Origin of the sequence: Brevundimonas sp. (assembly GCF_046299595.1) — a bacterium.
Classification (GTDB): Bacteria; Pseudomonadota; Alphaproteobacteria; order Caulobacterales; family Caulobacteraceae; genus Brevundimonas.
In genome coordinates this window covers 1,846,501-1,872,669 of record NZ_JBKBHQ010000001.1, presented here as the reverse complement: position 1 = coordinate 1,872,669, position 26,169 = coordinate 1,846,501, and the positions used below count along the sequence as shown (strand labels likewise).

At 66.6% G+C, this 26,169-nt stretch carries 30 protein-coding genes, 2 tRNA genes and 1 pseudogene; 15 read left to right on the top strand and 18 right to left on the bottom strand.

Annotated features, from left to right (window positions below; genetic code table 11):
* Positions 1–320: 320 nt before the first annotated feature.
* From ykgO to ACK4E3_RS09155, 5 genes are all read left to right on the top strand, one after another.
* Positions 321–446, top strand: coding sequence for a type B 50S ribosomal protein L36 (ykgO, locus tag ACK4E3_RS09175; RefSeq protein ID WP_409699505.1), 126 nt, complete (start codon positions 321–323; stop codon positions 444–446).
* A gap of 240 nt (positions 447–686) precedes the next feature.
* The gene (locus tag ACK4E3_RS09170; protein WP_409699502.1) at positions 687–959 is read left to right on the top strand and encodes a DUF2312 domain-containing protein; all 273 of its coding nucleotides are present in this window, start codon (positions 687–689) and stop codon (positions 957–959) included.
* Between the two features lie 14 nt (positions 960–973).
* Positions 974–1,288: a hypothetical protein gene (locus ACK4E3_RS09165; protein ID WP_409699499.1), complete on the top strand. Its 315-nt coding sequence runs from the start codon at positions 974–976 to the stop codon at positions 1,286–1,288.
* 92 nt (positions 1,289–1,380) lie between these two features.
* Positions 1,381–1,890 carry a signal peptidase II gene (gene lspA, locus ACK4E3_RS09160; protein ID WP_409699496.1) on the top strand — a complete coding sequence of 170 codons (510 nt, stop codon included), beginning with the start codon at positions 1,381–1,383 and terminating at the stop codon, positions 1,888–1,890.
* A gap of 93 nt (positions 1,891–1,983) precedes the next feature.
* Positions 1,984–2,544 (top strand): DUF3035 domain-containing protein, encoded by a 561-nt coding sequence (locus ACK4E3_RS09155; RefSeq protein ID WP_409699493.1) that lies wholly within the window; start codon positions 1,984–1,986, stop codon positions 2,542–2,544.
* A 602-nt stretch (positions 2,545–3,146) separates the two neighbouring features.
* Here ACK4E3_RS09155 and ACK4E3_RS09150 read toward each other — a convergent pair.
* The 6 genes and pseudogenes from ACK4E3_RS09150 to ACK4E3_RS09125 all read right to left on the bottom strand — a co-directional run bounded on the left by ACK4E3_RS09150 (position 3,147) and on the right by ACK4E3_RS09125 (position 6,827).
* Positions 3,147–3,844, bottom strand: a pseudogene (locus tag ACK4E3_RS09150) (IS6 family transposase).
* A gap of 156 nt (positions 3,845–4,000) precedes the next feature.
* Entirely contained in the window at positions 4,001–4,327 is a 327-nt protein-coding gene (locus tag ACK4E3_RS09145; RefSeq protein WP_409701217.1) for a DUF6984 family protein, read from the bottom strand.
* A gap of 266 nt (positions 4,328–4,593) precedes the next feature.
* Positions 4,594–5,079, bottom strand: a complete 486-nt coding sequence (locus ACK4E3_RS09140; RefSeq protein WP_409699490.1) for a hypothetical protein — start codon at positions 5,077–5,079, stop codon at positions 4,594–4,596.
* A 32-nt stretch (positions 5,080–5,111) separates the two neighbouring features.
* Positions 5,112–6,005 (bottom strand): RHS repeat-associated core domain-containing protein, encoded by an 894-nt coding sequence (locus tag ACK4E3_RS09135; protein WP_409701214.1) that lies wholly within the window; start codon positions 6,003–6,005, stop codon positions 5,112–5,114.
* Between the two features lie 137 nt (positions 6,006–6,142).
* Positions 6,143–6,218, bottom strand: a tRNA-Ala gene (locus ACK4E3_RS09130).
* A gap of 141 nt (positions 6,219–6,359) precedes the next feature.
* Positions 6,360–6,827: a TIGR02300 family protein gene (locus ACK4E3_RS09125; protein ID WP_409699487.1), complete on the bottom strand. Its 468-nt coding sequence runs from the start codon at positions 6,825–6,827 to the stop codon at positions 6,360–6,362.
* A 100-nt stretch (positions 6,828–6,927) separates the two neighbouring features.
* Here ACK4E3_RS09125 and aroA point away from each other — a divergent pair, with 100 nt between their 5' ends.
* From aroA to rpsA, 3 genes are all read left to right on the top strand, one after another.
* Positions 6,928–8,292, top strand: coding sequence for a 3-phosphoshikimate 1-carboxyvinyltransferase (gene aroA, locus ACK4E3_RS09120; RefSeq protein WP_409699484.1), 1,365 nt, complete (start codon positions 6,928–6,930; stop codon positions 8,290–8,292).
* A 63-nt stretch (positions 8,293–8,355) separates the two neighbouring features.
* On the top strand, positions 8,356–8,994 hold the full coding sequence (gene cmk, locus ACK4E3_RS09115) for a (d)CMP kinase (protein WP_409699481.1): 639 nt from the start codon (positions 8,356–8,358) through the stop codon (positions 8,992–8,994).
* A 229-nt stretch (positions 8,995–9,223) separates the two neighbouring features.
* On the top strand, positions 9,224–10,933 hold the full coding sequence (gene rpsA, locus ACK4E3_RS09110; protein ID WP_409699478.1) for a 30S ribosomal protein S1: 1,710 nt from the start codon (positions 9,224–9,226) through the stop codon (positions 10,931–10,933).
* Here rpsA and ACK4E3_RS09105 read toward each other — a convergent pair.
* Positions 10,861–12,132 carry an N-acetyltransferase gene (locus ACK4E3_RS09105; protein WP_409699475.1) on the bottom strand — a complete coding sequence of 424 codons (1,272 nt, stop codon included), beginning with the start codon at positions 12,130–12,132 and terminating at the stop codon, positions 10,861–10,863. The genes rpsA and ACK4E3_RS09105 overlap by 73 nt on opposite strands.
* A gap of 211 nt (positions 12,133–12,343) precedes the next feature.
* Between ACK4E3_RS09105 and ACK4E3_RS09100 the strand changes: the two genes are divergently transcribed.
* Positions 12,344–12,640 carry an integration host factor subunit beta gene (locus ACK4E3_RS09100; protein ID WP_409701211.1) on the top strand — a complete coding sequence of 99 codons (297 nt, stop codon included), beginning with the start codon at positions 12,344–12,346 and terminating at the stop codon, positions 12,638–12,640.
* Between the two features lie 20 nt (positions 12,641–12,660).
* Positions 12,661–13,092, top strand: a complete 432-nt coding sequence (mscL, locus tag ACK4E3_RS09095) for a large-conductance mechanosensitive channel protein MscL (RefSeq protein WP_409699472.1) — start codon at positions 12,661–12,663, stop codon at positions 13,090–13,092.
* A gap of 44 nt (positions 13,093–13,136) precedes the next feature.
* On the opposite strand, the gene ACK4E3_RS09090 is transcribed toward mscL, so the two are convergent.
* The 8 genes from ACK4E3_RS09090 to ACK4E3_RS09055 form a co-directional block, all read right to left on the bottom strand.
* Positions 13,137–13,222 (bottom strand) — tRNA-Leu (locus ACK4E3_RS09090).
* Between the two features lie 124 nt (positions 13,223–13,346).
* On the bottom strand, positions 13,347–14,111 hold the full coding sequence (locus ACK4E3_RS09085; RefSeq protein ID WP_409699469.1) for a hypothetical protein: 765 nt from the start codon (positions 14,109–14,111) through the stop codon (positions 13,347–13,349).
* A gap of 85 nt (positions 14,112–14,196) precedes the next feature.
* Positions 14,197–15,198, bottom strand: coding sequence for a fumarylacetoacetate hydrolase family protein (locus ACK4E3_RS09080; protein WP_409699466.1), 1,002 nt, complete (start codon positions 15,196–15,198; stop codon positions 14,197–14,199).
* A gap of 60 nt (positions 15,199–15,258) precedes the next feature.
* Positions 15,259–16,413, bottom strand: coding sequence for a serine hydrolase domain-containing protein (locus ACK4E3_RS09075; RefSeq protein WP_409699463.1), 1,155 nt, complete (start codon positions 16,411–16,413; stop codon positions 15,259–15,261).
* A gap of 4 nt (positions 16,414–16,417) precedes the next feature.
* Positions 16,418–17,089: a hypothetical protein gene (locus tag ACK4E3_RS09070; protein WP_409699460.1), complete on the bottom strand. Its 672-nt coding sequence runs from the start codon at positions 17,087–17,089 to the stop codon at positions 16,418–16,420.
* 89 nt (positions 17,090–17,178) lie between these two features.
* Complete coding sequence (locus ACK4E3_RS09065) at positions 17,179–17,685, bottom strand: methyltransferase family protein (RefSeq protein ID WP_409699457.1); 507 nt, start codon at positions 17,683–17,685, stop codon at positions 17,179–17,181.
* Positions 17,686–17,709: 24 nt separating this feature from the next.
* Positions 17,710–18,846 (bottom strand): homogentisate 1,2-dioxygenase, encoded by a 1,137-nt coding sequence (locus ACK4E3_RS09060; protein ID WP_409699454.1) that lies wholly within the window; start codon positions 18,844–18,846, stop codon positions 17,710–17,712.
* Complete coding sequence (locus ACK4E3_RS09055; RefSeq protein ID WP_409699451.1) at positions 18,846–19,928, bottom strand: isoaspartyl peptidase/L-asparaginase family protein; 1,083 nt, start codon at positions 19,926–19,928, stop codon at positions 18,846–18,848. The genes ACK4E3_RS09060 and ACK4E3_RS09055 overlap by 1 nt, the downstream gene beginning before the upstream one ends.
* A gap of 33 nt (positions 19,929–19,961) precedes the next feature.
* Between ACK4E3_RS09055 and ACK4E3_RS09050 the strand changes: the two genes are divergently transcribed.
* On the top strand, positions 19,962–20,141 hold the full coding sequence (locus tag ACK4E3_RS09050; RefSeq protein ID WP_409699448.1) for a hypothetical protein: 180 nt from the start codon (positions 19,962–19,964) through the stop codon (positions 20,139–20,141).
* 44 nt (positions 20,142–20,185) lie between these two features.
* Here ACK4E3_RS09050 and hppD read toward each other — a convergent pair whose 3' ends face one another.
* Complete coding sequence (hppD, locus tag ACK4E3_RS09045; protein ID WP_409701208.1) at positions 20,186–21,262, bottom strand: 4-hydroxyphenylpyruvate dioxygenase; 1,077 nt, start codon at positions 21,260–21,262, stop codon at positions 20,186–20,188.
* Positions 21,263–21,521: 259 nt separating this feature from the next.
* Here hppD and ACK4E3_RS09040 point away from each other — a divergent pair, with 259 nt between their 5' ends.
* From ACK4E3_RS09040 to ACK4E3_RS09030, 3 genes are all read left to right on the top strand, one after another.
* Positions 21,522–22,097 (top strand): YqaA family protein, encoded by a 576-nt coding sequence (locus ACK4E3_RS09040; protein ID WP_409699445.1) that lies wholly within the window; start codon positions 21,522–21,524, stop codon positions 22,095–22,097.
* Positions 22,098–22,142: 45 nt separating this feature from the next.
* Positions 22,143–22,709, top strand: a complete 567-nt coding sequence (locus ACK4E3_RS09035; RefSeq protein ID WP_409699443.1) for a disulfide bond formation protein B — start codon at positions 22,143–22,145, stop codon at positions 22,707–22,709.
* 94 nt (positions 22,710–22,803) lie between these two features.
* Complete coding sequence (locus ACK4E3_RS09030) at positions 22,804–23,382, top strand: demethoxyubiquinone hydroxylase family protein (RefSeq protein ID WP_409699440.1); 579 nt, start codon at positions 22,804–22,806, stop codon at positions 23,380–23,382.
* Between the two features lie 108 nt (positions 23,383–23,490).
* On the opposite strand, the gene infC is transcribed toward ACK4E3_RS09030, so the two are convergent.
* Both infC and ACK4E3_RS09020 read right to left on the bottom strand, forming a co-directional pair.
* Positions 23,491–24,012 (bottom strand): translation initiation factor IF-3, encoded by a 522-nt coding sequence (gene infC / locus ACK4E3_RS09025; RefSeq protein ID WP_409699437.1) that lies wholly within the window; start codon positions 24,010–24,012, stop codon positions 23,491–23,493.
* A gap of 260 nt (positions 24,013–24,272) precedes the next feature.
* Positions 24,273–25,223: a glycosyltransferase family 9 protein gene (locus ACK4E3_RS09020; RefSeq protein ID WP_409699435.1), complete on the bottom strand. Its 951-nt coding sequence runs from the start codon at positions 25,221–25,223 to the stop codon at positions 24,273–24,275.
* Positions 25,224–25,380: 157 nt separating this feature from the next.
* On the opposite strand from ACK4E3_RS09020, the gene ACK4E3_RS09015 reads away from it, so the two are divergent.
* The gene (locus ACK4E3_RS09015; RefSeq protein WP_409699432.1) at positions 25,381–26,124 is read left to right on the top strand and encodes an alpha/beta fold hydrolase; all 744 of its coding nucleotides are present in this window, start codon (positions 25,381–25,383) and stop codon (positions 26,122–26,124) included.
* Positions 26,125–26,169 lie beyond the last annotated feature (45 nt).

Genomic DNA, 26,169 nt, shown 5'->3' with positions numbered 1-26,169 from the left:
CTTCAACTCGTCTCGAAATGGTTGAGCGGACCATGCACGTTCATGCAGGCCCCATACCATTGCCCCCCATGGTATTAGCGCATTGCCTCCTCTCATTCGGGCGCAATCGTGGCAAGAGGCTTCACAACCTCGTAGGGTGCGCGGGCTCGCGGGCTGAGCGGGCTCGGCCAGGCAGGGCGGGGCAGCGGTTGACAGCAAGGCCCTGCTGCCCTTATACGCACGCCTCCCGCCGCAAGCGCCGAGCCCATGCCCGTGCCTGCGGCGCTGTTTTTTCCGCTCGGGGCGTTCGCGTCCCGCACTGAGCCCCAAGGATTACGGCCATGAAGGTCCGCAGCTCGCTCAAGTCCCTCAAGACCCGTCACCGGGACTGCAAGATCGTGCGCCGCAAGGGCCGCGTCTATGTGATCAACAAGACCGACCCGCGCTTCAAGGCCAAGCAGGGCTGATCCCTGCCGCGCGCGCCGCGCGCCGCCAGCGAAACGATGACGGAACAGGGCCACGGGCATCGCGCCGGTGGCCTTTTTCCTGTGCCGCGTTCCTGTTTGCGTCATCCCAAGGGACCATCGCATAGGACCAGCGCATGGAGCCACGCATCTGTGAGCGATTCGGAGCGCGTGCTTGAGCCGCAGGCCCCCGCCCGCTAACCGTGTTGTAAACCGATCACCCCAGCCCTTGCGGAGCCTGCCTTGGCCGACGATGCCTCCTTCCAGAACCCCGATGTCCTGACCGCCACGGCCCAGGGCCGCCTGCGCTCCATCATCGAGCGCATCGAGCGCCTCGAAGAGGACAAGGCCGCCATCATGGGCGACATCAAGGAGGTCTTCGCCGAGGCCAAGGGCGAGGGCTATGACGTCAAGGTGCTGCGCAAGGTCGTGCGCCTTCGCAAGCAGGACAAGGCCAAGCGGCAGGAAGAGGAAGCCATCCTCGATCTTTACCTGTCGGCTCTGGGCGAGGTCTGAGGTCCGGCCCGGCGGTGCGGCGCTCCAAGGCCCCGCCCAATCCCTATCAGGCCGCGCGCGAGGCGGCGCGCCGCTCGGCCCTTCGCGCGCTGAAGAAGGCCCGCCGCGTGGCTGCCGCAAAGGGCGTGGACCTTTCCGAGTGGGAGGACGAGTTCCTCGGCTCGGTAGAATCGCGCATCACCGAGCATGGCCGCGCCTTTGCCGACCCCGAGAAGGGCGCGCCGGGCCAGCCGCTTTCCGCCCTGCAAAAGGTCAAGCTGAAGGAAATCTCGGCCAAGGCCACGGGCGCGGAGCGGGAACGCCGCAGCCCGCGCCGCCGCGATCGCTGAGCGTGCCCCTTAGACGGCGGCGAAAAATCGTCTAGTAACGCCTCATTCCTCCCCGGCCCTGCCCTGTGGCCTCGCTCTTTTTCGGACCGTCCATGTCGCTGACCCGTCACGCCCTGTTCGCCTATCTTCTCGGCCTGGCCGTGATCGTGCTCGATCAGATCACCAAGGCCTGGGTGCTCTATGGCCTGTCCCTGCGCGAGGTGGGGCGCATCGAGGTGCTGCCCTTCTTCAACCTGACCTATGTTCTGAACACGGGCGTCAGCTTCGGCCTGCTGGCGGGCGGAGAGCTGGCGCGCTGGGGGCTGTCGGCCTTTTCGATCCTGGTCGCCGTCGCCCTGGCCGTATGGGTGCGCCGGGCTGACCGTCCGCTGTTCGCCGTTGCCGTGGGTCTGGTGATGGGCGGCGCCATCGGCAATGTCATCGACCGCATCCGCTTTGGCGGCGTGGTGGATTTTCTCGACTTCTCGGCCCTGATGTTCCCGTGGGTGTTCAATGTGGCCGATGCCGCCATCTCGGTGGGCGTGGCGGTGCTCCTGCTGGACAGCGTGCTGGCCGAGCGGCGCGAGCGCGCAGCCATTGGCCTTGCCCGCGAAAAGTCGTAATGCTCCCTAAAGTGGCCTATCATGCCCTGTCCGGGATGGCGCATTCTTGCGCCTGAGCATCCCGCTTCTGGTTTTGTTGGAGACCGACTGTCCATGCGTGCATCCCATGCGTCCCTCGCGGTACTGGCCGCTGCTGCCGTCGCCGTCACCGGCTGCAACTCCGTGCGCAACAGCATGGGCGTTCAGCGCGTCACGCCCGACGAGTTCCGCACCGTGTCGGCTCCGCCCCTGACCGTGCCGCCCGAGTACAACCTGCGCCCGCCCCTGCCCGGTCAGCCCCGTCCGCAGGAACTCGCCCCCGAGAGCGCCGCGCGCAACATCCTGCTGGGCAGCCGTCAGAGCGTCGATCGCTCCGCCGCCGAGCAGGTTCTGGTGGCGCGCGCCGGTGCCGACCGCGCCGACCCGCTGGCTGCCTATGTGATCGACGACGAGTTCGGCGACCTGGCGCACAAGGAGCCCTCCTTCGCCGACCGCCTGATGTTCTGGCGCCGTGACGATGCGACCAGCCAGGCCCCCACCACCGTGGTTCGCGGCGGCGAGGCGGTGACCATCGACGCTTCCACCGAATATGAGCGCCTGCAGGCCCTCACGGGGGGTCAGGGCATCGTGATCCAGCGCCGCCAGAACCGGGGCATCAAGCTGCCCGGCCTCTGATCGGCCTTTCTGTCTTCAAGACCGACACCCTCACGACCAGGAAAGCGGGGCTGCCCTCACCGGCGGCCCCGTGTTCTTTTGTGCGAAACGTGCTTCTGCGCGGGTGCCCGGCATCCAGCCGCAGCCTTAAAGCCCCCCGCTGGCATCCAGCTCGGCCACCTCGTCGGCACCGGACCACAGGGTGCGGGTCATGACGCCGCCCACGATCCTTACCGTGCGCGCCCTTTGAGCGTCCTTGGCATCACCGTCAGAGCCCTAAAAGGAAAACCCCCCGCCGTTGTCCGGCGAGGGGTTCATGGTGGTGCGCGGAGGAGCTGAGAGATTTCTCTCTGTCTACAGCCGTCGGCCATGTATGCGATTTTCCCATTTTCCCGGTTGTCGCCGAATTCTTAGGGATATCATACGTGCCTGCGCGACCACGGGGACGATAGAGCCTTGTTTTTTCAGCATCCTACGACGGAACTCACGGTGTCATCCCGGACGCCAAGAACAGGGAATTCATGATGCAGAACAGGGAATCTGGCGCACGGAAAATGCCCGCAACGCGGTGCGGAGCGTCGCTAGCGTTGTCAGGTTAACTCGGTGGCCCGCACGGGGGGCGCTCAGGCGGCCGCCGTCGCCTCCGTCCAGGCGTCAGTCGCCGCACTCCGGAAGGTCCGGAGGGTATCTCGGCTGATCAGGTGACGCTGGGTGTAGAAGGTGTTGTAGACGGCTGCGTGGGTGGTGAGGAAACGCTGGGCTGAGCTCCGGGACTTGAAGAGCGGCATCTTCCGCTCCCGTCTTCGGATCGGCAGGTGGGAGTTCTCCGCCCTGTTGTTCTCTCGAAGCCGGCCGGGTCGGTGGATGCCGTCCAGGCCCAGCTCCCGCAGTGCTGAGCGATACGACGCCAGCCCGTCTGTAACGATCGCCGTGGGTTCGACCGGCTGATTGCGCAGGAGGCGCTTCAGCAGCGTCAGGGCCGCGTCATGATCCCGGCGCTTCTGCACCACGACATCCAGAACTTCACCCTCGTCGTCGACGGCGCGCCACAGGTACATGCGCATGCCCCCAATGGTGCAGACCACCTCGTCCAGATGCCAGTGCGCGAGGGCACCGGCCGCCTGCGTTTCAGGTTCCTGGAGATCTGCGGACCGAACTTGATCGTCCAGCACCTGATGGTCTCGTAGCTGACCTCGACACCCCGCTGGGCGAGCATTTCCTCTACATCGCGGAAGCTCAGAGTGAAGCGGAAATAGAGCCATACCACATGGCGGATGATGTCAGCCGGAAACCGGTGACGCTTGAACGATATCGGTCGCAACCCATGCCTCCCGTGCCCCAGCCGATCCAGCCGAAGTGGAGACTTGTTAGCGTTAGACTGACAGCACCGTCACGCCACCTAGCTATCCTGCCCTACGTACACTTGGAGGAAGCAAAGCCACGCTGGATTAAGCTGACACTCGATGGACTTAGATCACTACCCAATAGGAGGCAAAAATTTTAACGTCTCAGGATCAGGAAAAACGCATAGCGGGGAAAAGTCTACTTTCCAAATATCAACCTCTGCGGGCTTCCCACTACAATCACAGAAAAGTGATATAAGAAGCTCTGTGCCATCACTGTCTTTGCTCATCGCCTCGACTGCGAGTTTTTTCAAGCCTGGGCACGCGCCTCGAAGTGCGAAGCTGCCCATGCCTCCATCATTCATCGTTACGACTTCGACATCACGAAATTTTACGCGCTCCTCGCAGTCCATGATATCTACGAGCAAACAGTTGAGAAGGCGCCACTCCGCTTCAGACATTCTCCGGAAATTCATGGCACTGTGATCCTCCCGACATTTATACTTCCATTTGGAAGCCTGTAAGCCGAATACGTAACCTGCCGTCCACCCACAGTAATCTGAATACGCGGATTGGTCCCGGGCGGGAAAGCGGAAGGGCCCCTTCGTGCGATATCTGCACGCACTGCGCGTTGAACTTGGTCGAAATTCATACCCGCCTCTTCGACGTGGCGTCGCCCGATCCGCCCGATCCGCCCGGATCCTATTTCAGGGTAAACTAGGCGGCGCTACGAACCAAATCTTGAGATCCAGTCAGCCGCAGCACGTTTTTTCATACTCTCGACAAAGACATTGCTGCGTCCTTCACATTCATCGATCAGCCTCTGCTCAATGTGCTCTGGATCCCACACGGCGGCAGCCTCATACCCGAACAGCTCATCAACTTGAAGGGTGCGAACCTTGCCCGTTTGGTGCTGATACAATGTGAGCTTTTTGCTTAGTGCGTCTTGTTTGAAGAACCACGGGTTCTGCATATTCGGAGGGGGCTCAATCGTTCCAACGACGTTCCAACGCGCTGAGGCGAAGGCATCACTATGCACCCAGACACAAAACCGGAAAGTTTGGCCTTCAAACGTCTCGACGGTCTGCCGTTGCCCATAGCACCCCGGATAAAATCCGACTAACGGATCGGTCAAGCGCTGCGCATAAGCGAATCTGCCATCGATTAGCTCGATTTCTATAATGTCGTTTTCAGTTCTGGAAGATTTCAACATATTCAATTCTCAGGTGGATTAGTTGAGTTGGTCTAGTCTGGAAATTCTCTTTCGGCGTCTCGTCTGTAGCGAGGACCGTTCGGATTTCGAGGCCCTACAGCATTGATCCGATTCGCTGAGGTACCTCCAACCGACTGAGCCCCTCCATTAGCCTCGACGAGTTGTTGCTCCCGACCCCTTATAGCACCTGCGCTTCCTGACCTGTCTAGTTGGGGCGGTTCAAAGCCTTCTTCGGTTAGCCTTCTATGATCAGCAGACCGTCCGCGAGCCGCAACCGCCTGTTCAGGGGATCCTCTCCCGCTTGTCCGGCCACTATAGACTTGGCCTGTTTGTGGGTTAGTCCTCGTGTAGGTTGCGTGACTCCTAGTAGCTTCTCGACGTGCCGCTCGAGGTGTGCGCGCCGTCGCACGCTGCACCGCAGCGACTCCGTCAGCCATTTCATTTCTCCGAACAGGGGATGCGAGATTAAAGGCCGCCCCTGCTCTATCAGCCATCGACGAGTCTGGTGAAACGAGTGTCGCAACATCGCCTGCGATGCTGGCCGCTTCCTCACGGATAGCCCGGCCGACATTACCTCTATTGCGCACGCTCCGGCGAACGAGGTTGACGCCCGTCCGCAACAACCGCGTCTCGCCCGTCGGGTCGGTGTAGTTCACCGGATCGTTTGCGACGTAGAGGGTGAGGTTCGGATCGTCCTTTGTGCCGATGGGATCGGTGGAGAGGAACTGGCCCAGCCTGGGGTGATAGTAGCGGGCGCGGTATTGATAGAGCCCGGTTTCGGCATCGAACTGGCGGCCGGTATAGCCGAACACGCCGCCCCCCGCTCCAAGTCCGGGGGGCACCTGGCCGGGAGTGGCGAACTCTCCATAGGGTGAATAGCTGGCCGTGGCCGTCGCATGGCCCGCAGCATTGGTGATGGCGATCACACTGCCCTGATGGTCGGTGTGGAACCAGCTGACCGCGCCAGCCGATGACACCTGCGCCACCCGCCTTTGAGCGTCCTGGGCATCGCCGTCAGGGCCCTAAAAGGAAAACCCCCCGCCGTTGTCCGGCGAGGGGTTCATGGTGGAGCTAAGCGGAGTCGAACCGCTGACCTCTTGAATGCCATTCAAGCGCTCTACCAACTGAGCTATAGCCCCAGGCATCAGACCGCCCCACTTTGCGATAGACGCGATTGCGGAAAGCGGCTGTGCTGGTCGCGGCGGGGCTGGCACCCTGTCGCGAGGCGGCGGAAACTAGGCCAGCGGGAAGTTCCGATCAAGCCCGTTTCCGCACCTTTTTTATCGATCGTCCTCGTCGTCCGCGCTGACGTCGATTTCGTCGTCGAAGCTGTCGTCGTCATCGTCCTCGATGAAGGGCACCGAGTCGTCGTCATCGTCAGAAAGATCGACGTCATCGTCGTCGTCCGATGCCTCGCCCATGCCGACGCCGCCCTTGACCGCGACATCATCCTCGGCGTCCTCGTCATCGATGACGATGGCTTCGGCTTCCTGATCGATTTCGGGCGTGGCGCCGTCGTCCTCGTCCTCGTCGTCAGCGTCGGCCTTGCCCTTGACCTGGTCCTCGCTGTCGTCCTCGGGCAGTTCGGCGATGATTTCGCGGCTGCGCCCGCGACGGGTGCGCACCACCTCTTCGGGGTCGAACTCCGTCTCGCATTTGGGGCAGCGCGCGGGGCGGCGGCCCAGATCGTAGAATTTGGCCTGGCAGTTCGGGCAGATCTGCTTGGCGCCAAGCTCGGGTTTGGCCAAGGCGGAACCCTCTTTCTCTAGCGGGAATGGCGTATCGGGCGCGTCCCTTGCCACCAAGGGGGCGCGCTGTCAAAAGCGTTTTTCAACGGAAGCCCTGCCCATGTTGCCGCCGGACCTCAAGTCCCCCGCCTCCCTCAGCCTGACCGCCCATCGCGCGCCTGCCCCCCTGAAGGGGCGGGTGCGGGCGCCATCGGACAAGTCCATATCCCACCGGGCGCTGATCCTGGCGGGGCTGGCGGACGGCGAGAGCCTTATCCACGACCTGCTGGAAGGCGACGATGTGCTGGCCACGGCGCGCGCCGTTGCCGCCCTCGGCGCCGAGGTCGAACGCATCGCAGAGGGGCAGTGGTGGGTGCGCGGACAGGGCCGCTTTTCCACCCCCCGGGGCGTGATCGACTGCGGCAATGCGGGCACGGGCGTGCGCCTTCTCATGGGGGCCATTGCCGGACAGGGCATCGCCGCGCGCCTCGATGGCGACGCCAGCTTGCGCTCGCGGCCCATGAAGCGGGTGCTGGACCCGCTGGAGCGCATGGGTGCCATGGTGCGCTGGCACGGGCAGGCCGATCGCCTGCCGCTTACCCTCACAGGGGCCGCCCTCAGCCCCATCAGCCACACCCAGACCATCGCCTCGGCCCAGGTCAAGTCCGCCATCCTGCTGGCAGGCCTTGGCGCGACAGGCACCACCGAGGTGATCGAGCCCGTGCCGACCCGCGATCACCTGGAGCGGATGCTGCCCGCCTTCGGCGTGCCCGTCGAGATTGCCACCAGCGCCGCGGGCACGCGGATCGGCATCCATGGCCCCTGCACGCTCAGCCCCGCCGAGATCCATGTGCCCTCGGACCCCTCCTCGGCGGCATTCCTGCTGGCGGCGGCCCTGATCGTGCCGGGCTCGGAGGTGACGCTGGAGGGGGTGATGCTGAACCGCTTGCGCACGGGGCTGCTGACCACCTGGGCCGAGATGGGCGCGGACATCGAGATCACCAACCGGCGCGTCTCTGGCGGCGAGGAGGTGGGCGACATCACCGCCCGTCACGGCCCGCTGGCCGGTGTCATCGTGCCGCCACAGCGCGCGCCCTCCATGATCGACGAATACCCCGTGCTCGCCGTTACCGCCGCCTTTGCCACAGGCCGGACAGTCATGCGCGGCATCGGCGAGATGCGCGTGAAGGAAAGCGACCGCATCGCCCTGATGGCGCGGGGTCTGGCGGCGTGCGGTGTCGATGTCACCGAAGAGCCGGAGGGGCTGATCGTCACCGGAGGGCCGGTGCGCGGCGGTGCCACCATAGACACCGCCCACGACCACCGCATCGCCATGAGCCATCTGGTTCTGGGGCTGGGTGCCGAGGCCCCCGTCACGGTGCGCGACGCCGAGATGATCACCACCAGCTTTCCGGGCTTCGGGCAACTGATGGCCCGCACAGGCGCGCCCATTTTCCGGCCGGGGGATGCGGGCCAGCACCGTTAGGCGCACAGGCGGCGCATCTGCGGCTTTGCGCTGGCGCGTCTCATCCCATAAGGACAGGGCCTGATGACGCTCATTATCGCTGTTGACGGCCCGGCGGCCTCCGGCAAGGGCACGATCGCTGCCCGCCTCGCCGCCCATTACGCCCTGCCCCATCTCGATACGGGGCTGCTCTATCGCGCCGTGGGACTGGCCTTGCTGGATCAGGGCATCGACCTCGACGACGCCGCAGCGGCCGAAGCCGTGGCGCGCAGCCTGGATCTGTCCGCCCTGTCCGACACCCACCGCCTGACCGACCGGGGCGCGGGCGAGGCCGCCAGCCGCGTGGCCGCGCATCCGGGCGTGCGCGCCGCCCTGCTCGATCTTCAGCGCCGCTTTGCCGCGCGACCCGGTGGCGCGGTGCTGGACGGGCGCGACATCGGCACGGTGATTGCGCCTGCGGCCACCGCCAAGCTGTTCGTCACCGCCAGCACCGAGGCCCGCGCGCGCAGGCGCTGGCTGCAACTGCTGGCGCGCGGCGAGACCATCGCCTTCGAGGACATGCTGGCCGACATCGAGCGACGCGATGCGCGCGACGCGGGCCGGGGCACCGCCCCCATGGTCGCCGCAGCCGATGCGGTCTTGCTGGACACGACCGAAATGGATATAGAGGCCGCCTTCGATGCGGCCCGCCGCATCGTCGAGGCGGCGCGCGCCGGGGCCTAGGCTCCCAGCCAATCCAACGCGCCAGATCCTCGCACGGCCGCGGGCGTTTCGGATCAGCTTACAGGGCGCAGGCCGGTTTTCCGGTCAGGTCTTGCGACCGCTCGCGCTCCGATCCCGCACCGGACCGACTGAACCTCAACCTCCAGCCAGATGTGCTGCGCCGCGCCCGGCCATGCCCCGCAAAGGGGCTGTCCCGGCCATGAAAGCGCCGCCGGAACCCTTATCCCTCATGACCGATACCCAGCTTCTCAACCCCACCCGCGATGATTTCGCCGCCCTGCTCGACGAGCAGCTCTCGGGCCGCGATTTCGGCGAAGGCCAGGTCGTCCACGGCCGCGTCGTCTCCGTCGAAAAGGACTTCGTGATCGTCGATGTCGGCCTCAAGACCGAAGGCCGCGTGCCGCTCAAGGAGTTCGGCCAGGGCGAGGGCGCAAGCCTGCCCAAGGCCGGCGAGACCGTCGAGGTCTATCTGGAGCGCGTCGAGAACGCGATGGGCGAGGCGGTCATCAGCCGCGAGAAGGCCCGCCGCGAGGAAGCCTGGACGCGCCTCGAGGGCGTGTTCGAAAAGGGCGAGCCGGTCATGGGTGCCATCGTCGGGCGCGTGAAGGGCGGCTTCACCGTCGATCTGGGCGGCGCCTCGGCCTTCCTGCCTGGCTCGCAGGTCGACATCCGCCCCGTGCGCGACATCGCGCCCCTGATGGGCAAGGAACAGCCGTTCTCGATCCTCAAGATGGACCGCCCGCGCGGCAACATCGTCGTCTCGCGCCGCGCCATCCTCGAGGAAGCGCGCGCCGAACAGCGCACCGAACTGGTCGGCCAGCTGCAGGAAGGCGAAGTGCGCGAAGGCGTGGTCAAGAACATCACCGACTACGGTGCGTTCGTGGATCTGGGCGGCATCGACGGCCTGCTGCACGTCACCGACATGAGCTGGAAGCGCGTCAGCCACCCCTCGCAGGTGCTGGCCGTGGGCGACACCGTCAAGGTGCAGGTCATCAAGATCAACCCCGAGACCCAGCGCATCTCGCTGGGCATGAAGCAGCTCCAGTCCGATCCGTGGGAAGGCGTCGAGGCCAAGTATCCCTCGGGCGCCAAGATGAGCGGCCGCGTCACCAACATCACCGACTACGGCGCCTTCGTGGAGCTGGAAGCGGGCGTCGAGGGCCTGGTTCACGTCTCGGAAATGTCCTGGACCAAGAAGAACGTTCACCCCGGCAAGATCGTCTCGACCTCGCAGGAAGTCGAAGTGGTGGTGCTGGACGTCGATTCGACCAAGCGCCGCATCTCGCTGGGCCTCAAGCAGGCCCAGGCCAATCCGTGGGAGGCCTTCCTGGAGGCGCATCCCATCGGCTCCGAAGTCGAGGGCGAGGTCAAGAACGCCACCGAATTCGGCCTGTTCATCGGTCTGGACAACGAGATCGACGGCATGGTCCACCTGTCGGACATCGACTGGAACACGCCGGGCGAGGAAGCCATCCAGCGCTACAGCAAGGGTGAGATGGTCAAGGCCCGCGTGCTGGACGTGGACATCGACAAGGAGCGCGTCAGCCTCGGCATCAAGCAGCTGGGCGGCGATCCGATGGAAGGCGACACCTTCCGCAAGGGTCAGACCGTGACCGTCACCGTCACGGCCATCGAGTCGGGCGGCATCGAGGTGCGCTTCGGCGACGAGAACGCCCCGGCCACCGCCTTCATCCGCAAGTCGGACCTGTCGCGCGACCGCGCCGAGCAGCGCCCCGAGCGCTTTGCCGTTGGCGACCGCGTCGATGCCCTGATCACCGCCATCGACAAGGCCAGCCGCCGCATCTCGGTGTCGATCAAGGCCCTGGAGATGGCCGAGGAGAAGGAAGCGGTCGAGCAGTTCGGCTCTCAGGACTCGGGCGCTTCGCTCGGTGACATCCTGGGCGCGGCCCTGCGCGAAAAGCAGGGCTCCAAGGACTGATAGCCCGCCGCGGGTTCCTGGAACCCCTGCACGATCCGGCCCCGGAGCGCCCCGCGCTCCGGGGCTTTTTCGTCCGCCACCGCAAGATCTTGCACGGCCCTCGCCTTGCCACGCAGTGGCGCCGGGCGCAGGCAGGCGACATAATCGCCATCGAGGCCCATGGGCTGCCAGACGCCCTGCCAGCGCGCCTCCTCGCCGGGGGCGAACCTGACATGACAGTGGCCCCAGCCGCCTTCCACCCTTGCCTCATCGGCCATGGGGCCGAGCGCATCCAGCACCTCGGGACTGACGACCGGCAGCCTCAGCTTGGCCGCGCCAAGCGCCCGCCCGATGCGCTTCAGCGCCCTGATCAGGGCGGAGTGGCCGCGCACCGCCGCACCGGACAGGGCCACCAGATCCAGCACCTCCAGCACGGGGGCGGACAGGGCGTCGTCCTTGCCCACCTGCGCGAAGGCCGCCGCGCTCAGCTCACCATCCTCGACAAAGCCCAGCAGCACGGGCACGGTGGTCTGGTCGGGATCGCTCATGCGCCAGCGCATCATGGCGGGGCTGCGGTCCAGCATCAGGCGCCCCGATCCTTGCAGGCCATCCCAGAACCTCTGCCAGGCGGCACTTTCGCACGAGACGAACACCACCCCCGGCTCCATGCGCGCATGAATGGGGCGATGCAGGCGCGGACCCAGCAACCGCTCACCGAGCGCATGGGCCAGCCTCGGTGCCTGCCGGGCGATGGCGCGATAGCCCCTCGCCTGGGCGCAGGCGAGCGGATCGAGGCACCATGACAGCTTCAGCGCATGGGTCTGAGGCGGGTGAGGCACCATGCCAAAGCGGCCATAGATTGGACTGGAGCGGGCATTGGCATTGAGCGTGTGGTGCGCGAACACACCCTTCACATCGAGGAAGGTCTCGATCAGCGCCTTCGAGCGGCCCTTCATGACGGGCGGCACGATCAGCGAGTGGCCGGTGGCAGCAAAGAGGCGCGCGCCCTGATGGACATAGGTCTCGACCATAAGCCCCAGGCAGGCGCGCACCTGATCCTCGCGCGTGATCACCCAGCCCAAAGGATCGCCCCGCTCCTGTCGCACCGGGTGCCGCATCAGCCAGCACCAGCTGGCGCGCGAACGCTCGGGCCACCAGACCCGCCTGCGCAGGGCGTTGAGCGCCTCGCGGTCAAAGGGTGTGCATTCACGCAAGGCCATGAGCCCCTCCTGAAGCAGGCCGCAGGCAAGGCGCGCGCCTGCCCTTTAACTCTATCTGGGATTGCATGATGCGCAACTAAGCACAATCTATGGGTGATTAAATCCGCGCGGGCAGCGCAGGCGTTAAGCACGAATGGCGATGAAATTGCGTGACTCAGGGGTTTTTCCCCCGGCGCGCGAGGGCTAAGGTCGGCGCGCTTTTGTTGGGACCATATTTGAGGGGCAGATGATCAAGTCGGAACTGATCGAGCGTCTTGCTGACGAGAACCCGCACCTGACCCATGCCGAGGTCGAGCGGGTGGTGGGCGTTATCCTGGGCTCCATGACCAATGCCCTCTCCAATGGCGGGCGTGTCGAGCTGCGCGGCTTCGGTGCCTTTTCGGTGCGCGCGCGCCCCGCACGCATGGGCCGCAATCCGCGCACCGGCGAGGCCGTTGAGGTGCCCGCCAAGGCCGTGCCCTTCTTCAAGAGCGGCAAGGAACTGCGCCAGCGCCTGAACGCCGACTGAGCCAGCCCGGAGACACGCCCATGGGCCTTCTGACCGAGTTCAAGGAGTTCGCCGCCCGCGGCAATGTCGTCGATCTGGCGGTGGGCGTGATCATCGGCGCCTCGTTCGGGCGCATCGTCACCAGCCTGGTCGATCAGGTCATCATGCCGCCCATCGGGCTGCTGCTCGGCCGCGTGGACTTTGCCCAGCTCGAATGGGTTCTGGTGCCCGAGAACCCGGCCACCGAGGAAATCGAGAAGGTCGCCATCCAGTACGGCGCCTTCATCAACACGATCATCCAGTTCCTGATCGTGGCCTTCGTGGTGTTCATGATGGTGCGCTACATCAACCGCCTGCGCCGCCAGCAGGCCGCCGATCCCGCGCCCGCAACGCCCCCGGCACCCACGCCGACCGAGGCCCTGCTGACCGAGATCCGCGACGCCCTGCGCGAAACGCCGCCCCGCAAGGGCTGACTGCCGCGCCAAACCAGCCTTGCCTGCCAAACCAGCCTTGAAGGTGGTGCCCCGGGTCGGACTCGAACCAACACGTCCTCACGGACAGCAGATTTTGAGTCTGCCGCGTCTACCATTTCGCCACCGGGGCCCGGCACGGGCCGGCAGCCCGGTGCGAGGGCGCGCAATCTAGCCGATTTTTTCCGCAGGTCGAGACGCGCCTCGCGCGAAATCGCACCGCCGCGGACCAGGGCGCGTCAGGACCGGCGCGCCGCCTATTCGACCCGCCAGCGCACGGGGAACCGAACCAGCGTCTCCTCGGCAAGGCCCGTGGTGCGATAGTCACCGGCCAGGGCCGCCGAAGCGTCTCCGAAGCCGTAGCCCTCGGGGCTCTCGCGCAGCCAGATGCACTGGCGCAGCGCACCTGTGCGCGTGGTCACGCACTCCACCTCGCCCTCGCCGCTGATGCGTCTGTCGAAGGCGCGGGCGGGGAAGGCGGCGGCGATGCGGTGGCCCTCGGGCGTGCGTGAAAAGCGCGGCTGCTCCACCGCCGCAGCGCTGTCAGCCACCCGGGCGCTGCCACAGCCCGAGACCACCTGGTTCAGCACTGGCGCACGCTCGGGCGCGTCCAGCTCATAGCGCAGCACGCCGCCGTGCTCGATCGCCACAGTGAGCGTGCGCGCCCCGGCCAGCTGGCGGGCAAGGCGCACGGGCTGGCGGGCAAAGATCGTCTGGCCGGACCTGGAAATCAGCCAGCGCTGGGCCTCGGCGGGACCACCATCAAGGCTGACCTGCACCGGCACATGGGTGGCCTCGATGGGCGCCACAAGCGTCAGGATCACGTCGAGCTGGCCACCTTCGCAGCGCACCAGCAGGGTCACGCCCGACTCATAGCGCGCCGAGGCCACGCTGCCCCGGTTGTCCAGCTGCCACGAGGGAACCGCGTCCTGAGCTGTCGCAGTCCCGGCCGAAACCAGTACCGCCCCCGCTGCGAACACACCCGCTGCGGCTCCCACTGCCCCGTCATGCCACCTTCTCATGCCGTCCTCCCGTGTCTGCAACACTGACGGCTTCAGACTAAACACGATCGCGCGCGGGCGGCAAATGCGGCGGACCTTAAGCCGTTCACGCCACCGTCTGTTCAATCGCGCCGAAGATGGAGCGGCCGCGCTCGTCCAGCATCTCGATGCGCACCTGATCGCCGGCCTTGAGGAACGGCGTCTCGGGCTTGCCCTTGAGGATGGTCTCGACCATGCGCACCTCGGCAATGCAGCTGTAGCCGAGACCGCCGTCGCTGACGGGGCGCCCCGGTCCGCCATCCGCATCGCGGTTCGAGACCGTGCCCGAGCCGATGATAGAGCCTGCGCCGAGGCTGCGGGTCTTGGCCAGGTGCGCGATCAGGGTGCCGAAACAGAAGGTCATGTCCACGCCTGCATCGGCGCGGCCGAACGGCTGGCCGTTGATGCTCACCAGCAGCGGCCCGTGCAGCTTGCCGTCACGAAAGTTCTCGCCGAGGCTTTCAGGCGTGACCAGCACCGGCGACAGGGCTGATGCGGGCTTGGACTGCACGAAGCCGAAACCCTTGGCCAGCTCTGCGGGGATCAGGTTGCGCAAGCTGACATCGTTGACCAGACCGACCAGCTTGATGTGCGACAGGGCCTCCTCGCGGCTGACACCCTGGGGCACATCATCGGTGACGACCACGATCTCGCCCTCGCAGTCACAGCCCCACGCCTCGTCAGCCAGCGGGATCGGATCGCGCGGGGCCAGCATGGTGTCAGAGCCGCCCTGATACATGAGCGGGTCGGTCCAGAAGCTCTCGGGCATCTCGGCGCCGCGCGCCTTTCGCACCAGCTCGACGTGGTTCACATAGGCCGAGCCGTCGGCCCACTGATAGGCCCGCGGCAGGGGCGCATCGGCCTCGCGCTCGTGAAAGCGGCCCTTGGGAACAGCGTCGTGCTCCAGGCTTTCGGCCAGGGCGGCCAGACGCGGCGCGCACCGCTCCCAGTCGTCCAGCGCGGCCTGCAAGGTCGGCGCGATCAGGAAGGCATCGGTGTACCAGTGAAGGTCGTTGGACACGACCACGAGGCGGCCGTCACGGCCATGCTTGAGCGAGGCGAGTTTCATGCCCCAGACTTAGCGCCATCCGCCCCCGGTGGGAAAGCCCGGTGTTCAGGTCGACGGGTCTTAGTTCTGAAAGCGTCGCAGGCTCGGCAGGCTCTGCCACTCGGGCACCGCACGAATGATATCGCCCGCCATCCTCTCGAGCGGCTGCCAGAGCGGGGCTTGCGCATCACCGCCGTTTGCCAGCAGCGCAAAGCACCAGCCGTCATGGGTCGTGCCCATGACGCTGGAGGCCCCCGGCAGAATGCCATTGTGCCACCAGTTGCCGAAGTGGCTGTTCACGATCCAGCCCCGGCCATAATCCGAGCCGTTCATGAAGGCTGTTCCCATGTAGCGGGCCGAGGAGGCGGAGATCAGGTCCGGCACGCCTGCGAACCCGTCGATCCTCAGCATCAGATTGACCAGTTCACGCGCGGTGCCCACCCAGCCCCCGCAGGAATCGAGGCGGCGCGGCGAGATGGAATAGGGCAGGGCCTGCGTGCGCGAGAAGTACCGGCTCTCGCCCTGTCCGGGGATCGGTTCACCGATGTACATCCCCCCTGCCCCCGCCCGTGCCAGCAGGTTGTCGCGCACCCAGGTCTCGTAGCTCTCGCCTGTAACCTGTTCGATGATCCGCCCCAGAATGGCATAGCCCATGTTGGAATAGGCCTGACGCACGCCGGGCATGGTGCTGAGCGGCACATTCGCAAGGGTCCAGCTGATCGCATCGTTCGAAGTCCCTTCTGCCAGGAAGAACAGCGGATCAGGCCCCTGATTGCTCCATCCACCCGCGGTGTGGCCCAGCAGGTGCGAGACCCTGATCTGGCGCACCGGGCCCGACGTTGGCCCGAAGTGATCGCCAAGCAGGCTGCCCGGCCCGAAGACCCGATCCTCGAGCCCCAGCCACTGACGCTCGACCAGCATCATTATGGCGGTGGCGGTGATGACCTTGGACAGGCTGCCGATGCGAAGGCGATGGCTGGTGGTGAGTAGGCGGCCCGCTTCGTCGGCCCGGCCAAAGGCACCCTCGAACAGCACCTGCCCTCCGCGCGATATCGCCACGGAGAAGCCCGGCGCGGCGCGAGTGCTCAGGAAATGACGGGCGAGAGCGTTGATGCGGCTGAGGCCCAGGGCGGAAACCTGTGCGGCCGCCGGGCGCGCGCTCATGGTGCCCACCAGACCGGCTGCAGCCCCGGCGATCAGGCTGCGACGGCTGAGACTGGAGAGCTTCGGGTCCATCGCCTCAGGCCTTGCGCGGCGGATGGGTCAGCAGGGCCTTCTGGGCGGCGCGCAGGTCATCGAGACGGGCGGCACGCTCGCTCCAGTAGTCCCGGAACGCGAGGGCCGCCGCGCGGGCGGTGGCGATGTCCACGCTGTCCTTGCCCCTGTCATCACTGTCGCCGCGGCCCTTCTCGCCATGACCACGCTCGCCATGACCCGCCTCGTCACGCGGCTCGCCCGAGATGAAGGTCTGGTGCACCACCGCATGGGCGCCGATGGTGTTGGTAACGCCCGTGCTGGCGGGCGCATGGCTGTCGATGCGCGGGCGCGGCGGCGGCTCGTAAGCGGCCTCGGGATGCAGCCCCGCCTTCAGCCGCCCATGGAAATGGGCCAGATCCCCGCCCAGCCGGATCACCGGGCCAAGCGTTCGCTCCAGCACCTGCACCAGATCGCCACAGCGCGCGATCACTTCGGGCCGGCGCGCACCGGCAGCCTTGTCGGCGGCCCTGGCAATGGCGTCATAGATGTCTTCGCACACATGGGCGCGGCTGTGTCCCAGCTCACGCCCGCGCCACCAGCTTCCGCTGCAGAAGGCCACGACGACCAGCGCCAGCACCAGCAGGCCCGCCAGCGCCAGAAGCGTCGGGTCGAGCACCGGCGCCGCATTCTCGACCGGAAACTCCAGTGGATACATGACGGCCTCCCCCGGCCCATGAGGCGATCTGCCCTGCCCCACAGTGCCGTCAGCGCCCGCGCGCCGCAACGCCAAAAGTTAACGCGCCCTCACAGCCAGCGGCGTACCTTCTGCCGGTAGTCATCGAAGGCGGCCCCGAAGCGCGCGGCCAGATACCGCTCCTCGCGCACGATCACGAAGCGCTCGACCACGATCAGGCAGGGGATCAGGCCCGCCAGCGCCGCGATGGAATCGAGGCCCGTCGCAATGCCCGCATAGGTGAGGGCAAAGCCCACATAGATCGGGTTGCGCGAGAAGCTGTAAGGCCCGTCCGTCACCAGCGCGGTGGACGGCTTCCATGGCACCACATTGGTGCGCGCGCGGCGAAAGCGCCCGGCGGCCCAGGCCTCCAGCCCGAGGCCCACGACGATCAGGACGATGGCCAGAGGGTTGCGAAGCCCTGCCTCCAGACCCGCAAGCTGCCCCAGCGTCGGCAGGCCCAGCCAGCGCCCCGCCATCCAGCCCGCGATCAGGAAGGCGGCAAAGATCAGCGGCGGCGGCGCGATGACGCCGGGTATGTCGCCCTCACCGCCATCACCCTGGCTGGCGCGGTTCATCCTGCCCCCTCATGGCCAGAGCGCTCAGCGCGGCGTCTTCCAGCTGTCGACATAGGCGTGGTTCTCGACGCTGCCTGCGTCCTCGCCCACGTCGAGCGGATCGCGCGTGTCGATCATCACCGCGTATTCGTCGGTCATCTCCTTGTCCTGCACCAGCATCTTCTTGAGCGCCTTGGGGTGCGGGCCGTGGGTGAAGCCGGACGGGTGGAAGGTCATCATGCCGGCCTCGATGTTGTCGCGGCTGAAGAAGTCGCCGGCGTGATAGAACAGCACCTCGTCATAATCGTCGTTGTTGTGGAAGAACGGGATCTTGATCGCGCCCGGATCGGTCTCGAAGGGCCGGGGCGCAAAGGTGCAGACCACGAAGCGGTCGGCCAGGAAGGTGGTGTGAGCCGATGGCGGCAGGTGATAGCGCGCGCTCATCACCGGGCGGATGTCGCGCACGTTGAGGCGCACGGGCGCCAGCTCGCCGTGCCAGCCCACCGCATCGAGCGGATTGTAGTCGAAGGTCACGCTGGAGACCTGACCGCGCTTCTTGATGCGCACCACATGGTCGCCCGGCTCGTCCTGATGGGCCTTGAAGGCCTCGTTGATGCGCGGATGTTCCAGAATGGCCGGATCGAAGATGGCGTGGGGGCCGAGCAGGCCCCGGTCAGGCAGGGTGTAGTGGCCGTTGGTGGCCTCGATCATCAGCACCTGGGCCTGATCGCGCGGCATTAGGCGCCACATGGTGCCGCGCGGCAGATAGACGTAGTCGCCCGCCTCGAAGCGCATCTGGCCATAGTCGCAGAACAGATCGCCCTCGCCCCGGTGAATGAACAGCAGCTGGTCGCCATCGGCGTTGCGCGCCAGATCGGGCATGGCACCGGACAGCTTCCAGAAGCGCACCTCGACCGAGCGGTTGTGCAGCACCACCGGCGCGGACCAAGGCGAGGCTTGCGCTTCGTCGAGGCCGTTCAGGTCGAAGGCGCGAGGGCGCAGCGGCCCCTCGAAGCTCTGCCAGCTCGTCGGCGGCTTGCGGTGATAGAGGAACGCTGCCGGGCCGAAGAAGCCCTCCTTGGACACCTCGCGCTCGAAGGTGCCTTCGGGCAGATCGGCGTGGGCCTGGCGCGAATGCACGCCCTCGGCGCCGCGAACGGGAATCCAGTGCTTCTTGCTCATCACTCGCTCTCCTCGTCGGCATAGATAGCGATCTCGGCCGCCCGGTTCCATGCGACGCGCGCACGATACATCCCCGAGGTGTTCATGGCGAAGGCGCTGAGGCCATCAGAGCCCATCACGATCACGCCGCCGTCACCGCCCAGCGCGCCCACCTCGTCGATCTCGGCCTGACCGGCCATGCGCGCGCCCAAGCCAGCACCCATGCGCGCGCAAATGTCCCGCGCCACGGTGGCGCGGATGAAATATTCGCCCGAGCCCGTCGCCGAGACCGCGCAGCCATCGGCGTTTGAGGCATAGGTGCCCGCGCCGATCACCGGCACATCGCCCACCCGCCCCCAGCGCTTGGCCGTCATGCCCCCGGTCGATGTCGCGGCCGCCAGCCTGCCCTGCTGATCGAGCGCCACGGCGCCGACAGTGCCAAAGCGGTTCTCGTCGAGGCCCTGGCCCCGGATCGGGCCGAGGTCGGCACCTTCCGGCAGGGGAGCGCCCTGGGGACGCGGCGGGATTGCATCGCCGCGCGCACGCAAGGTGGCCTCCAGCCCGCGCCAGCGCCGCTCGGTGAAGAAGAAGGCCGGCTCGACCTGCTCCAGCCCGACTTCCGCGGCAAAGGCGTCTGCGCCCTCGCCGATCAGCATGACGTGGGGCGAGACCTCCATGACCGCGCGGGCAAGCCGCACCGGGTGGCGCGTGCGCGTGACCCCGGCTACGGCCCCGGCCTGAAGGCTCTCGCCGTCCATGATCGCCGCATCCAGCTCGTTGACGCCGGCCGCCGTGAACACCGCGCCGCGCCCGGCATTGAACAGGGGATCGTCCTCCAGCACCTGAACGGCGATGGTGACGGCATCGAGCGCACTGCCTCCGCCTGCGAGCACTTCCTCACCTGCCGCGAGCGCACGCGCGAGCGCCTCGCGATAGGCGCCGTCCTGTTCGGGCGTCAGGCTGTTGCGCTCGATCACGCCTGCACCGCCGTGAATGGCCAGCGACCAGCGCGGCCCCTCCTGGGCGCTGACAGCGCCCGCGCTCAGAAATGCCGTCGCCGCAAGGGCGCACGCCCCGGCCCAAAACCTTGTCGCATCCGTCATGGCCCTGTCACCTCCCCGTGCTGACCTTGGGGCATGTCCCAGCCCGAAACCCTGATCCTGATGTATCTTCAGAAGATGTCTGCGGACATGGAGCGCCTCAATGCCGAGGTGCGAAGGCTGTCATCGCGCCTCGATGCCATGGAGCCCTCGGCCCTGCACCAGCCGCCCTCCGCCGCGCCACGCCCGTCGCAAGGCACTCAGCACCGGGCGTGAGGCGGGCGGCAGCCGGAGCCCTCGCCCCGGCAGCCGCACTGTCGTCAGGCATCGACCTTGATGACGCCGCGCTTGATCTGGTCCAGCTCGATGGAGTCGAACAGGGCCTGGAAATTGCCCTCGCCGAACGCCTGGTTGCCCTTGCGCTGGATGATCTCGAAGAAGATCGGGCCGAAGGTGTCCTGGGTGAAGATCTGCAGCAGCATCCCGTCGCGCTCGTTGCCGTCGATCAGGATGCGGTTCTTCTTCATGCGCTCCAGATCTTCGCCGTGGCCGGGCACGCGCTTGTCGACCAGCTCGTAGTAGGTCTCCATGGTGTCCTGGAAGGGGATGCCGCGCCGCTTCATCTCCTCGACCGTCTCGAAGATGTTCTCGGTCGTCAGGGCGATGTGCTGGATGCCCTCGCCGTTGTAGCGGCGGATGAACTCCTCGATCTGGGAGTTCTCGTCCTGGCTCTCGTTGAGCGGGATGCGGATGGCGCGGTCGGGCGCGATCATGGCCTGACTGAACAGGCCGGTCGCCTTGCCCTTGATGTCGAAATACTTCTGTTCCTGGAAGTTGAAGATCTGACCGTAGAAGCCCGACCATGTGCGCATCTGGCCGCGGCGCACATTGTGGGTCAGGTGATCGAGCACCTCGAGCCCCACGCTGTTCCTGGCCGAGGCCTCGCGCCAGCCCTCGACCTCGCTCCAGTCGCCATAAAGCGAGCCCTTGTCGCCATAGCGATCGACCAGATAGAGCAGCGAGCCGCCGATCCCTTCGAGGATGTAGTCATAGCCCTCGCCCAGCGCGCCGCCGCTCACGCCCTCGGCAGCCTTTGCCCCGCGCGACACGGCGCCTTCAAAGGCTTCCTTCGCATCGTCGACCCGAAAGGCCATGCCACTGGCCGACGGGCCGTGCAGCTTGCCGAACTCGGCCGCGTGGCCCGAGGGGCGCGTGTGGACCAGAAAGCTGATATCGCCCTGCACGAGTCGCACCACACCGTTGGACGGATGCTCGTGGCTCTTGACAAAGCCCATCAGCTCCAGCCGCTCGATCATGGCCCGAGGCTCCGGCCCGGTGAACTCGACGAACTCGAAGCCGTCGAGACCCAGCGGGTTCTCGATGTCGATGGACGTCATCTCCTGGGCGCTGTCGCTCATCGTGTGCTCGCTCATGATCGTTCCTCCGGCAGGTGGGTGGGCGCGCTCGGGCGCACGGTGCTGCGCGGAACCTAGTGGCTGCGGCCCCGGAATCCAAGCTTGGGTGCAGCGGCACCGGCCTTGGCACGACCTTGGAGGGGGCGCTTAGGGCGAGACAGGCGAGGCCTGCTTTGCTAGAGGGCACATCCGCAAGGGCGCCCTGATCGCCACTCACTCTCCCGGGAGACCGCGTGCGCGCATGATCCGCAGGCTCTATCACTGGACCATGCGCCTTGCGGCCAGCCGCCATGCCACCAAGGCCATGGCCGCGGTCTCGTTCGCGGAAAGCTCATTCTTTCCGGTGCCCCCCGATGTGGTGCTGGCCCCCATGGTGCTGGCGCGGCCCGACCGCGCCTATTTCTATGCCGCCGTGTGCACGCTGGCGTCCGTGCTGGGCGGGATGCTGGGATATGTGATCGGCTATTTCCTAGAACCGGTGGGCATCTGGATGCTGGGACAGATGGGCAAGGCCGAGATCTTTGCCCGCAGTCAGGACGTGTTCAACCGTTACGGGGTCTGGGCCGTGGTGATCGGCGGCTTCACGCCCCTGCCCTACAAGGTGGTGACCATTGCCTCAGGCATATTCGCCTTCAGCTTTCCGCTGTTCATCGCCCTGTCGGTGGTGACGCGCGGGGCGCGCTATTTCATGATCGCCTATGTGGTGCGCACCTTCGGCCCGGCCATGCTGCCCGTGATCGAACGCCGCCTGCTGACCTTCACGGTACTGGGAATCATGCTGCTGGTGGGCGGTTTCCTGCTGCTGCGTCTGCTCTAGCGCGGCCCCTTCCCTCAGCCATCGCAAGGCCGTAATAGGCCTGTCATGACCTTGAAGCCGCCCATGGCCGTTCTGCGCTTTGTCGTCCGCTGGTGGACCGCCTTTGCCACCCTGGCGGCGCTGGCCATGCTGGGCGCGGCCCATGCGTTTGAGCGTTACGGCGACCTTGCCCCATGCCCCCTGTGCCTGCGCCAGCGCGAGGTCTACTGGGCGGCGCTGGCCATCGCCCTGCCCGCCACGCTGTGGGCCCTGTTCAGCCGTGCCAGCCGGGGCACACCGCGCATCAGCGCCTTTCTGCTGCTGGTGGTGTTCGTCGCCAGCGCGATCACGGCAGGCTTTCACATGGGCGGCGAATACGGCTGGTGGTCGCTGCCAGCCTCGTGCGCCGGGATCACCGGAGGCATCGACCTCGATGGCCTGCGCGCCCTTGCCACCGGCACGGCGAGAGAAAGCCGCATCGTCGCGTGCGATGCGGTCACCTGGACCTTTGCGGGCCTGTCCATGGCCGGGTGGAACACGCTGATCTCTGTCACTCTCGCCGTGCTTAGCTTCATGGCCGCCAAGCGTCCGCGCGATGCGCGCGCGCCCAAGGTCATCAGGACCGTAAGCTGATCGGCCGCACCCGCCGGGGCTTTTGCCCGCGCAAGCCAGAGCCTATTGTGCCGAAGGGCCCGAGCTGACGGGCGCCCGGATCGAGAGGGCCTTCATGAGCCGCGACATCCCCCTGCCCCGCCCCGGACGCGGCGCGACCCGCGCGCGCATGGCCGAGATGCTGCGCGTCGATCACGCCGGAGAGACCGCCGCGGTCGAGATCTACAAGGCCCAGTCCCGCGTCTTTTCCCGCAGCCCGCAACATCAGGACTTCGCCGCCGACCTCTCGCGTATGCAGGCCGAGGAGGCCGTGCACCTCGCCGCCTTCGACGATCTGCTGAACAGCCATCGCGTGCGCCCGACCCTGATGCTGCCGCTGTGGCGGGTCATGGCCTATGGCCTCGGCGTGGGCACCGCCCTGATGGGCGAGAAGGCGGCGCACGCCTGCACCGAGGCGGTCGAGAGCGTGATCGGCGCGCACTACGACGATCAGGCCCGTGAGGTGGACGCCAGCGCCATCGGCGATCAGGCGCCGGACCTTGCCGACCGGTTCCGCCAGTTCCGCGACGAGGAACTGGCCCACCACGATGACGCCATCGCGCGTGGTGCGCGCGAGGCACCGGCCTATCCGCTGCTGACCGCCGTGATCCGCGCGGGCTGTCGCGCCGCCATCCGCATCAGCGAAAAGGTCTAGGCCCCTAAAGGGCTATGCGGCCCGCATTGAAAAACCCCGGCGGAGCGCTCCACCGGGGTTCTCGGGTCTCATGACAGGGCAGGTCTCATACCAGGGCAGTGTGAGCCGTCACTTCGGCGCCAGGATCATGATCATCTGGCGCCCCTCCATGCGGGGCTCGTATTCGACCTTGGCCTGCTCCTCGAAGTCGGCCTTGACCTGCTGCATCAGCTTCATGCCCAGCTCGGGGTGCGCCATCTCGCGGCCCCGGAAGCGCAGGGTCACCTTCACCTTGTCGCCGGCCTCGAAGAAGCGGGTCATGGCGCGCGCCTTCACCTCATAGTCATGGGTGTCGATGTTGGGGCGCAGCTTGATTTCCTTGATCTCGACGACCTTCTGACGCTTGCGCGCCTCGGCTTTCTTCTTCTGCTCCTGAAAGCGGAACTTGCCGTAGTCGAGGATCTTGCACACCGGCGGATCGGCGGTGGGGACGATTTCAACCAGATCGAGCCCGGCCTCCTCGGCGGCTTCCAGAGCGGCGGAGGTCGGCATGATGCCTTGCTTCTCCCCGTTCTGGTCGATGAGCAGGACGCGCGGCACGCGGATATCTTGGTTCATGCGCGGTCCGTCTTTCACGGGCGGCGCTTGCATGGGACGGCGAATAGGTTTCGTCTCCTGGACTGTTGAAACGTCTGGTCGGCTGATCGCGTCAGCCGATGGATAGCGGAACGGGCTTCGGCCCGCGCCGGTTGCACCTGCCGCCCTTGCTCACGCCCTCATGCCAGAGGGCAGATCGGATGCGGATGCACGGCACAGGACCGCTCACCGGCAGGTTCCCCCACCCGTGGGCGCTGCGAATATGACCGCCCCGCCCCCTTCGATCAAGTCAGGGTGCAAAATGGCCGTGCCGCTCACAGCTCATATTTCGCCTTCATGGCCAGCACCGCGTCCCTGACCTGATCGACGCTCAAGGATTCGATGGGCGCGAAATCGCCGTGCTGGTTGGACGCCAGCGTCTCGGTGCGCGGGCCGCGCGGGCCATAGAGCCACCATTCGGTCGGGCCGAACAGCCCCAGCGTCGGCCGGCCCAGCGCCGCCGAGGTGTGCATCAGCCCGGAATCGTTGCCCACGAACATGCGCGCGCGCGACAGGGCGGCGGCAGCGGCCAGAATGTCGCCCCGGCCCACGAAGTCGATGCCCTCGCCGCCCGCCGCCCTCAGGGCATCGGCCGCCGCCGCCTCGTCGCCTGGCCCGCCCACGATCAGATAGCGCCAGCCCTGCATCTGCGGCTCGCCCTTCAGCGCCTCGATCAGCGCGCCCCAGCGATCGGACGGCCAGCTCTTGCCCGGTTGCAGGGCGATGGGCGCGATGGCCAGCATGGGCACGTCATCGTGGCCCAGCACCGCGGCGGCATCGGCATGGGCGCGCGCGTCCAGCCAGATGGCGGGCTCGACGGGCGCATCGGCGCGCATCAGACGCGTGACCAGCTCGACCTTGGGCGTACCCTTCTCGAGCGCGCGCGAATAGACCCGCCGCTCGCGCGCCCTCAGCAGGAAGGCGAGGGCCGAGCCACGAATGTCGATCACCATGTCCCAGCGGCGCGCGCGCACCTTGCACCACAGCTCCAGCCAGTGGCCGCCGCGAGGCTTCTTGTCGAGAATGATGATCTCCTCGACGCCCGGCGCCGAACGGAAGAAGGGTGCAGGGGGCCTGCCACAGGCCACGGTGATGCGCGCGCCGGGCTTCTGGCGGTTGATCTCGGCGATGATGCCGGACGAGATCACGCAGTCGCCAATGCGGTTCGAGGTCACGAACAGGACTTCGGGCGGCGTATGCGAGCGGTCGGATGAGGCTTCGGTCATGGCGGTCTTGCGTGGCAGCGTTTCGGGCAGCGTTTCGGGCAGCGTTTCGGGCAGCGTTTAGGGCAGCGGACTTGAGCATCGGGGGCTTGGGCCCTGGCCCTGTCGTCGGCTAACAGGAAGCGTCCGCCGCGCCAAGCATTCCGATCGGGGAGCTTCCATGACCACCCAGCATCTCGCCCGCCCCGATGGTCACACCATCGCCTTTCGCCGCATCGAGGGCGAAGACCCCACCATCGTCTGGATCGGCGGCTATCGCTCGGACATGAACGGCACCAAGGCGCGCCACCTGGAGGCGCTGGCGCGCGAGCGGGGCTGGAGCTATCTGGCCTTCGACCATTTTGCCCACGGCGCCTCTTCGGGTGATTTCGCCGAGGCCACCATCGGGCGCTGGCGCGAGGATGCCCTTGCCGTGATCGACGAGGCGAGCGCCGGGCCGCTGGTGCTGGTCGGATCGAGCATGGGCGGATGGATCAGCCTGCTCGCCGCCCTTGCGCGGCCCGAGCGCCTGCATGGCCTGGTCCTGATCGCGCCCGCGCCCGACTTCGCCCACGACCTGATGTGGCCCTCGCTCACCGACGAGACGCGCCAGGCCATCATGCGCGACGGGGCCGTGCCGGTATCAGACCCCGACGGTCTGGGCGACTATGTGCTGACACGGCGTTTTTTCGACGAGGCCCGCAACTGGACCTTGCTGGACCGCCCTCTGCCTCTGACCTGCCGCGTGCACATCCTGCACGGGCGAGAGGACGAGAGCGTGCCTCTGGCCCATGCCGAGCGCCTGCGCGATCTGATCGAGGCGCCTGCGCTGGGCTTCACCCTGATCGAGGATGGCGATCACCGGCTGTCGCGCGATCAGGATCTGTCCCGGCTGGCCGCCATTGTCGGTGAAATGCGGTCCTGAACGAGAAAACCCCCGGCGCGGGCCAGGGGTCTCATGCAGGCGTCT

Coding starts and splice junctions, on each gene's coding strand:
- ykgO (WP_409699505.1), top strand. CDS start 321: ATGAAGGTCCGCAGCTCGCTCAAGTCCCTCAAGACCCGTCACCGGGAC.
- lspA (WP_409699496.1), top strand. CDS start 1,381: ATGTCGCTGACCCGTCACGCCCTGTTCGCCTATCTTCTCGGCCTGGCC.
- ACK4E3_RS09155 (WP_409699493.1), top strand. CDS start 1,984: ATGCGTGCATCCCATGCGTCCCTCGCGGTACTGGCCGCTGCTGCCGTC.
- ACK4E3_RS09145 (WP_409701217.1), bottom strand. CDS start 4,327: ATGTCTGAAGCGGAGTGGCGCCTTCTCAACTGTTTGCTCGTAGATATC.
- ACK4E3_RS09140 (WP_409699490.1), bottom strand. CDS start 5,079: ATGTTGAAATCTTCCAGAACTGAAAACGACATTATAGAAATCGAGCTA.
- aroA (WP_409699484.1), top strand. CDS start 6,928: ATGTTGCCGCCGGACCTCAAGTCCCCCGCCTCCCTCAGCCTGACCGCC.
- cmk (WP_409699481.1), top strand. CDS start 8,356: ATGACGCTCATTATCGCTGTTGACGGCCCGGCGGCCTCCGGCAAGGGC.
- rpsA (WP_409699478.1), top strand. CDS start 9,224: ATGACCGATACCCAGCTTCTCAACCCCACCCGCGATGATTTCGCCGCC.
- ACK4E3_RS09105 (WP_409699475.1), bottom strand. CDS start 12,132: ATGGCCTTGCGTGAATGCACACCCTTTGACCGCGAGGCGCTCAACGCC.
- mscL (WP_409699472.1), top strand. CDS start 12,661: ATGGGCCTTCTGACCGAGTTCAAGGAGTTCGCCGCCCGCGGCAATGTC.
- ACK4E3_RS09085 (WP_409699469.1), bottom strand. CDS start 14,111: ATGAGAAGGTGGCATGACGGGGCAGTGGGAGCCGCAGCGGGTGTGTTC.
- ACK4E3_RS09080 (WP_409699466.1), bottom strand. CDS start 15,198: ATGAAACTCGCCTCGCTCAAGCATGGCCGTGACGGCCGCCTCGTGGTC.
- ACK4E3_RS09075 (WP_409699463.1), bottom strand. CDS start 16,413: ATGGACCCGAAGCTCTCCAGTCTCAGCCGTCGCAGCCTGATCGCCGGG.
- ACK4E3_RS09070 (WP_409699460.1), bottom strand. CDS start 17,089: ATGTATCCACTGGAGTTTCCGGTCGAGAATGCGGCGCCGGTGCTCGAC.
- ACK4E3_RS09065 (WP_409699457.1), bottom strand. CDS start 17,685: ATGAACCGCGCCAGCCAGGGTGATGGCGGTGAGGGCGACATACCCGGC.
- ACK4E3_RS09060 (WP_409699454.1), bottom strand. CDS start 18,846: ATGAGCAAGAAGCACTGGATTCCCGTTCGCGGCGCCGAGGGCGTGCAT.
- ACK4E3_RS09055 (WP_409699451.1), bottom strand. CDS start 19,928: ATGACGGATGCGACAAGGTTTTGGGCCGGGGCGTGCGCCCTTGCGGCG.
- ACK4E3_RS09050 (WP_409699448.1), top strand. CDS start 19,962: ATGTCCCAGCCCGAAACCCTGATCCTGATGTATCTTCAGAAGATGTCT.
- hppD (WP_409701208.1), bottom strand. CDS start 21,262: ATGACGTCCATCGACATCGAGAACCCGCTGGGTCTCGACGGCTTCGAG.
- ACK4E3_RS09040 (WP_409699445.1), top strand. CDS start 21,522: ATGATCCGCAGGCTCTATCACTGGACCATGCGCCTTGCGGCCAGCCGC.
- ACK4E3_RS09035 (WP_409699443.1), top strand. CDS start 22,143: ATGACCTTGAAGCCGCCCATGGCCGTTCTGCGCTTTGTCGTCCGCTGG.
- ACK4E3_RS09030 (WP_409699440.1), top strand. CDS start 22,804: ATGAGCCGCGACATCCCCCTGCCCCGCCCCGGACGCGGCGCGACCCGC.
- infC (WP_409699437.1), bottom strand. CDS start 24,012: ATGCAAGCGCCGCCCGTGAAAGACGGACCGCGCATGAACCAAGATATC.
- ACK4E3_RS09020 (WP_409699435.1), bottom strand. CDS start 25,223: ATGACCGAAGCCTCATCCGACCGCTCGCATACGCCGCCCGAAGTCCTG.
- ACK4E3_RS09015 (WP_409699432.1), top strand. CDS start 25,381: ATGACCACCCAGCATCTCGCCCGCCCCGATGGTCACACCATCGCCTTT.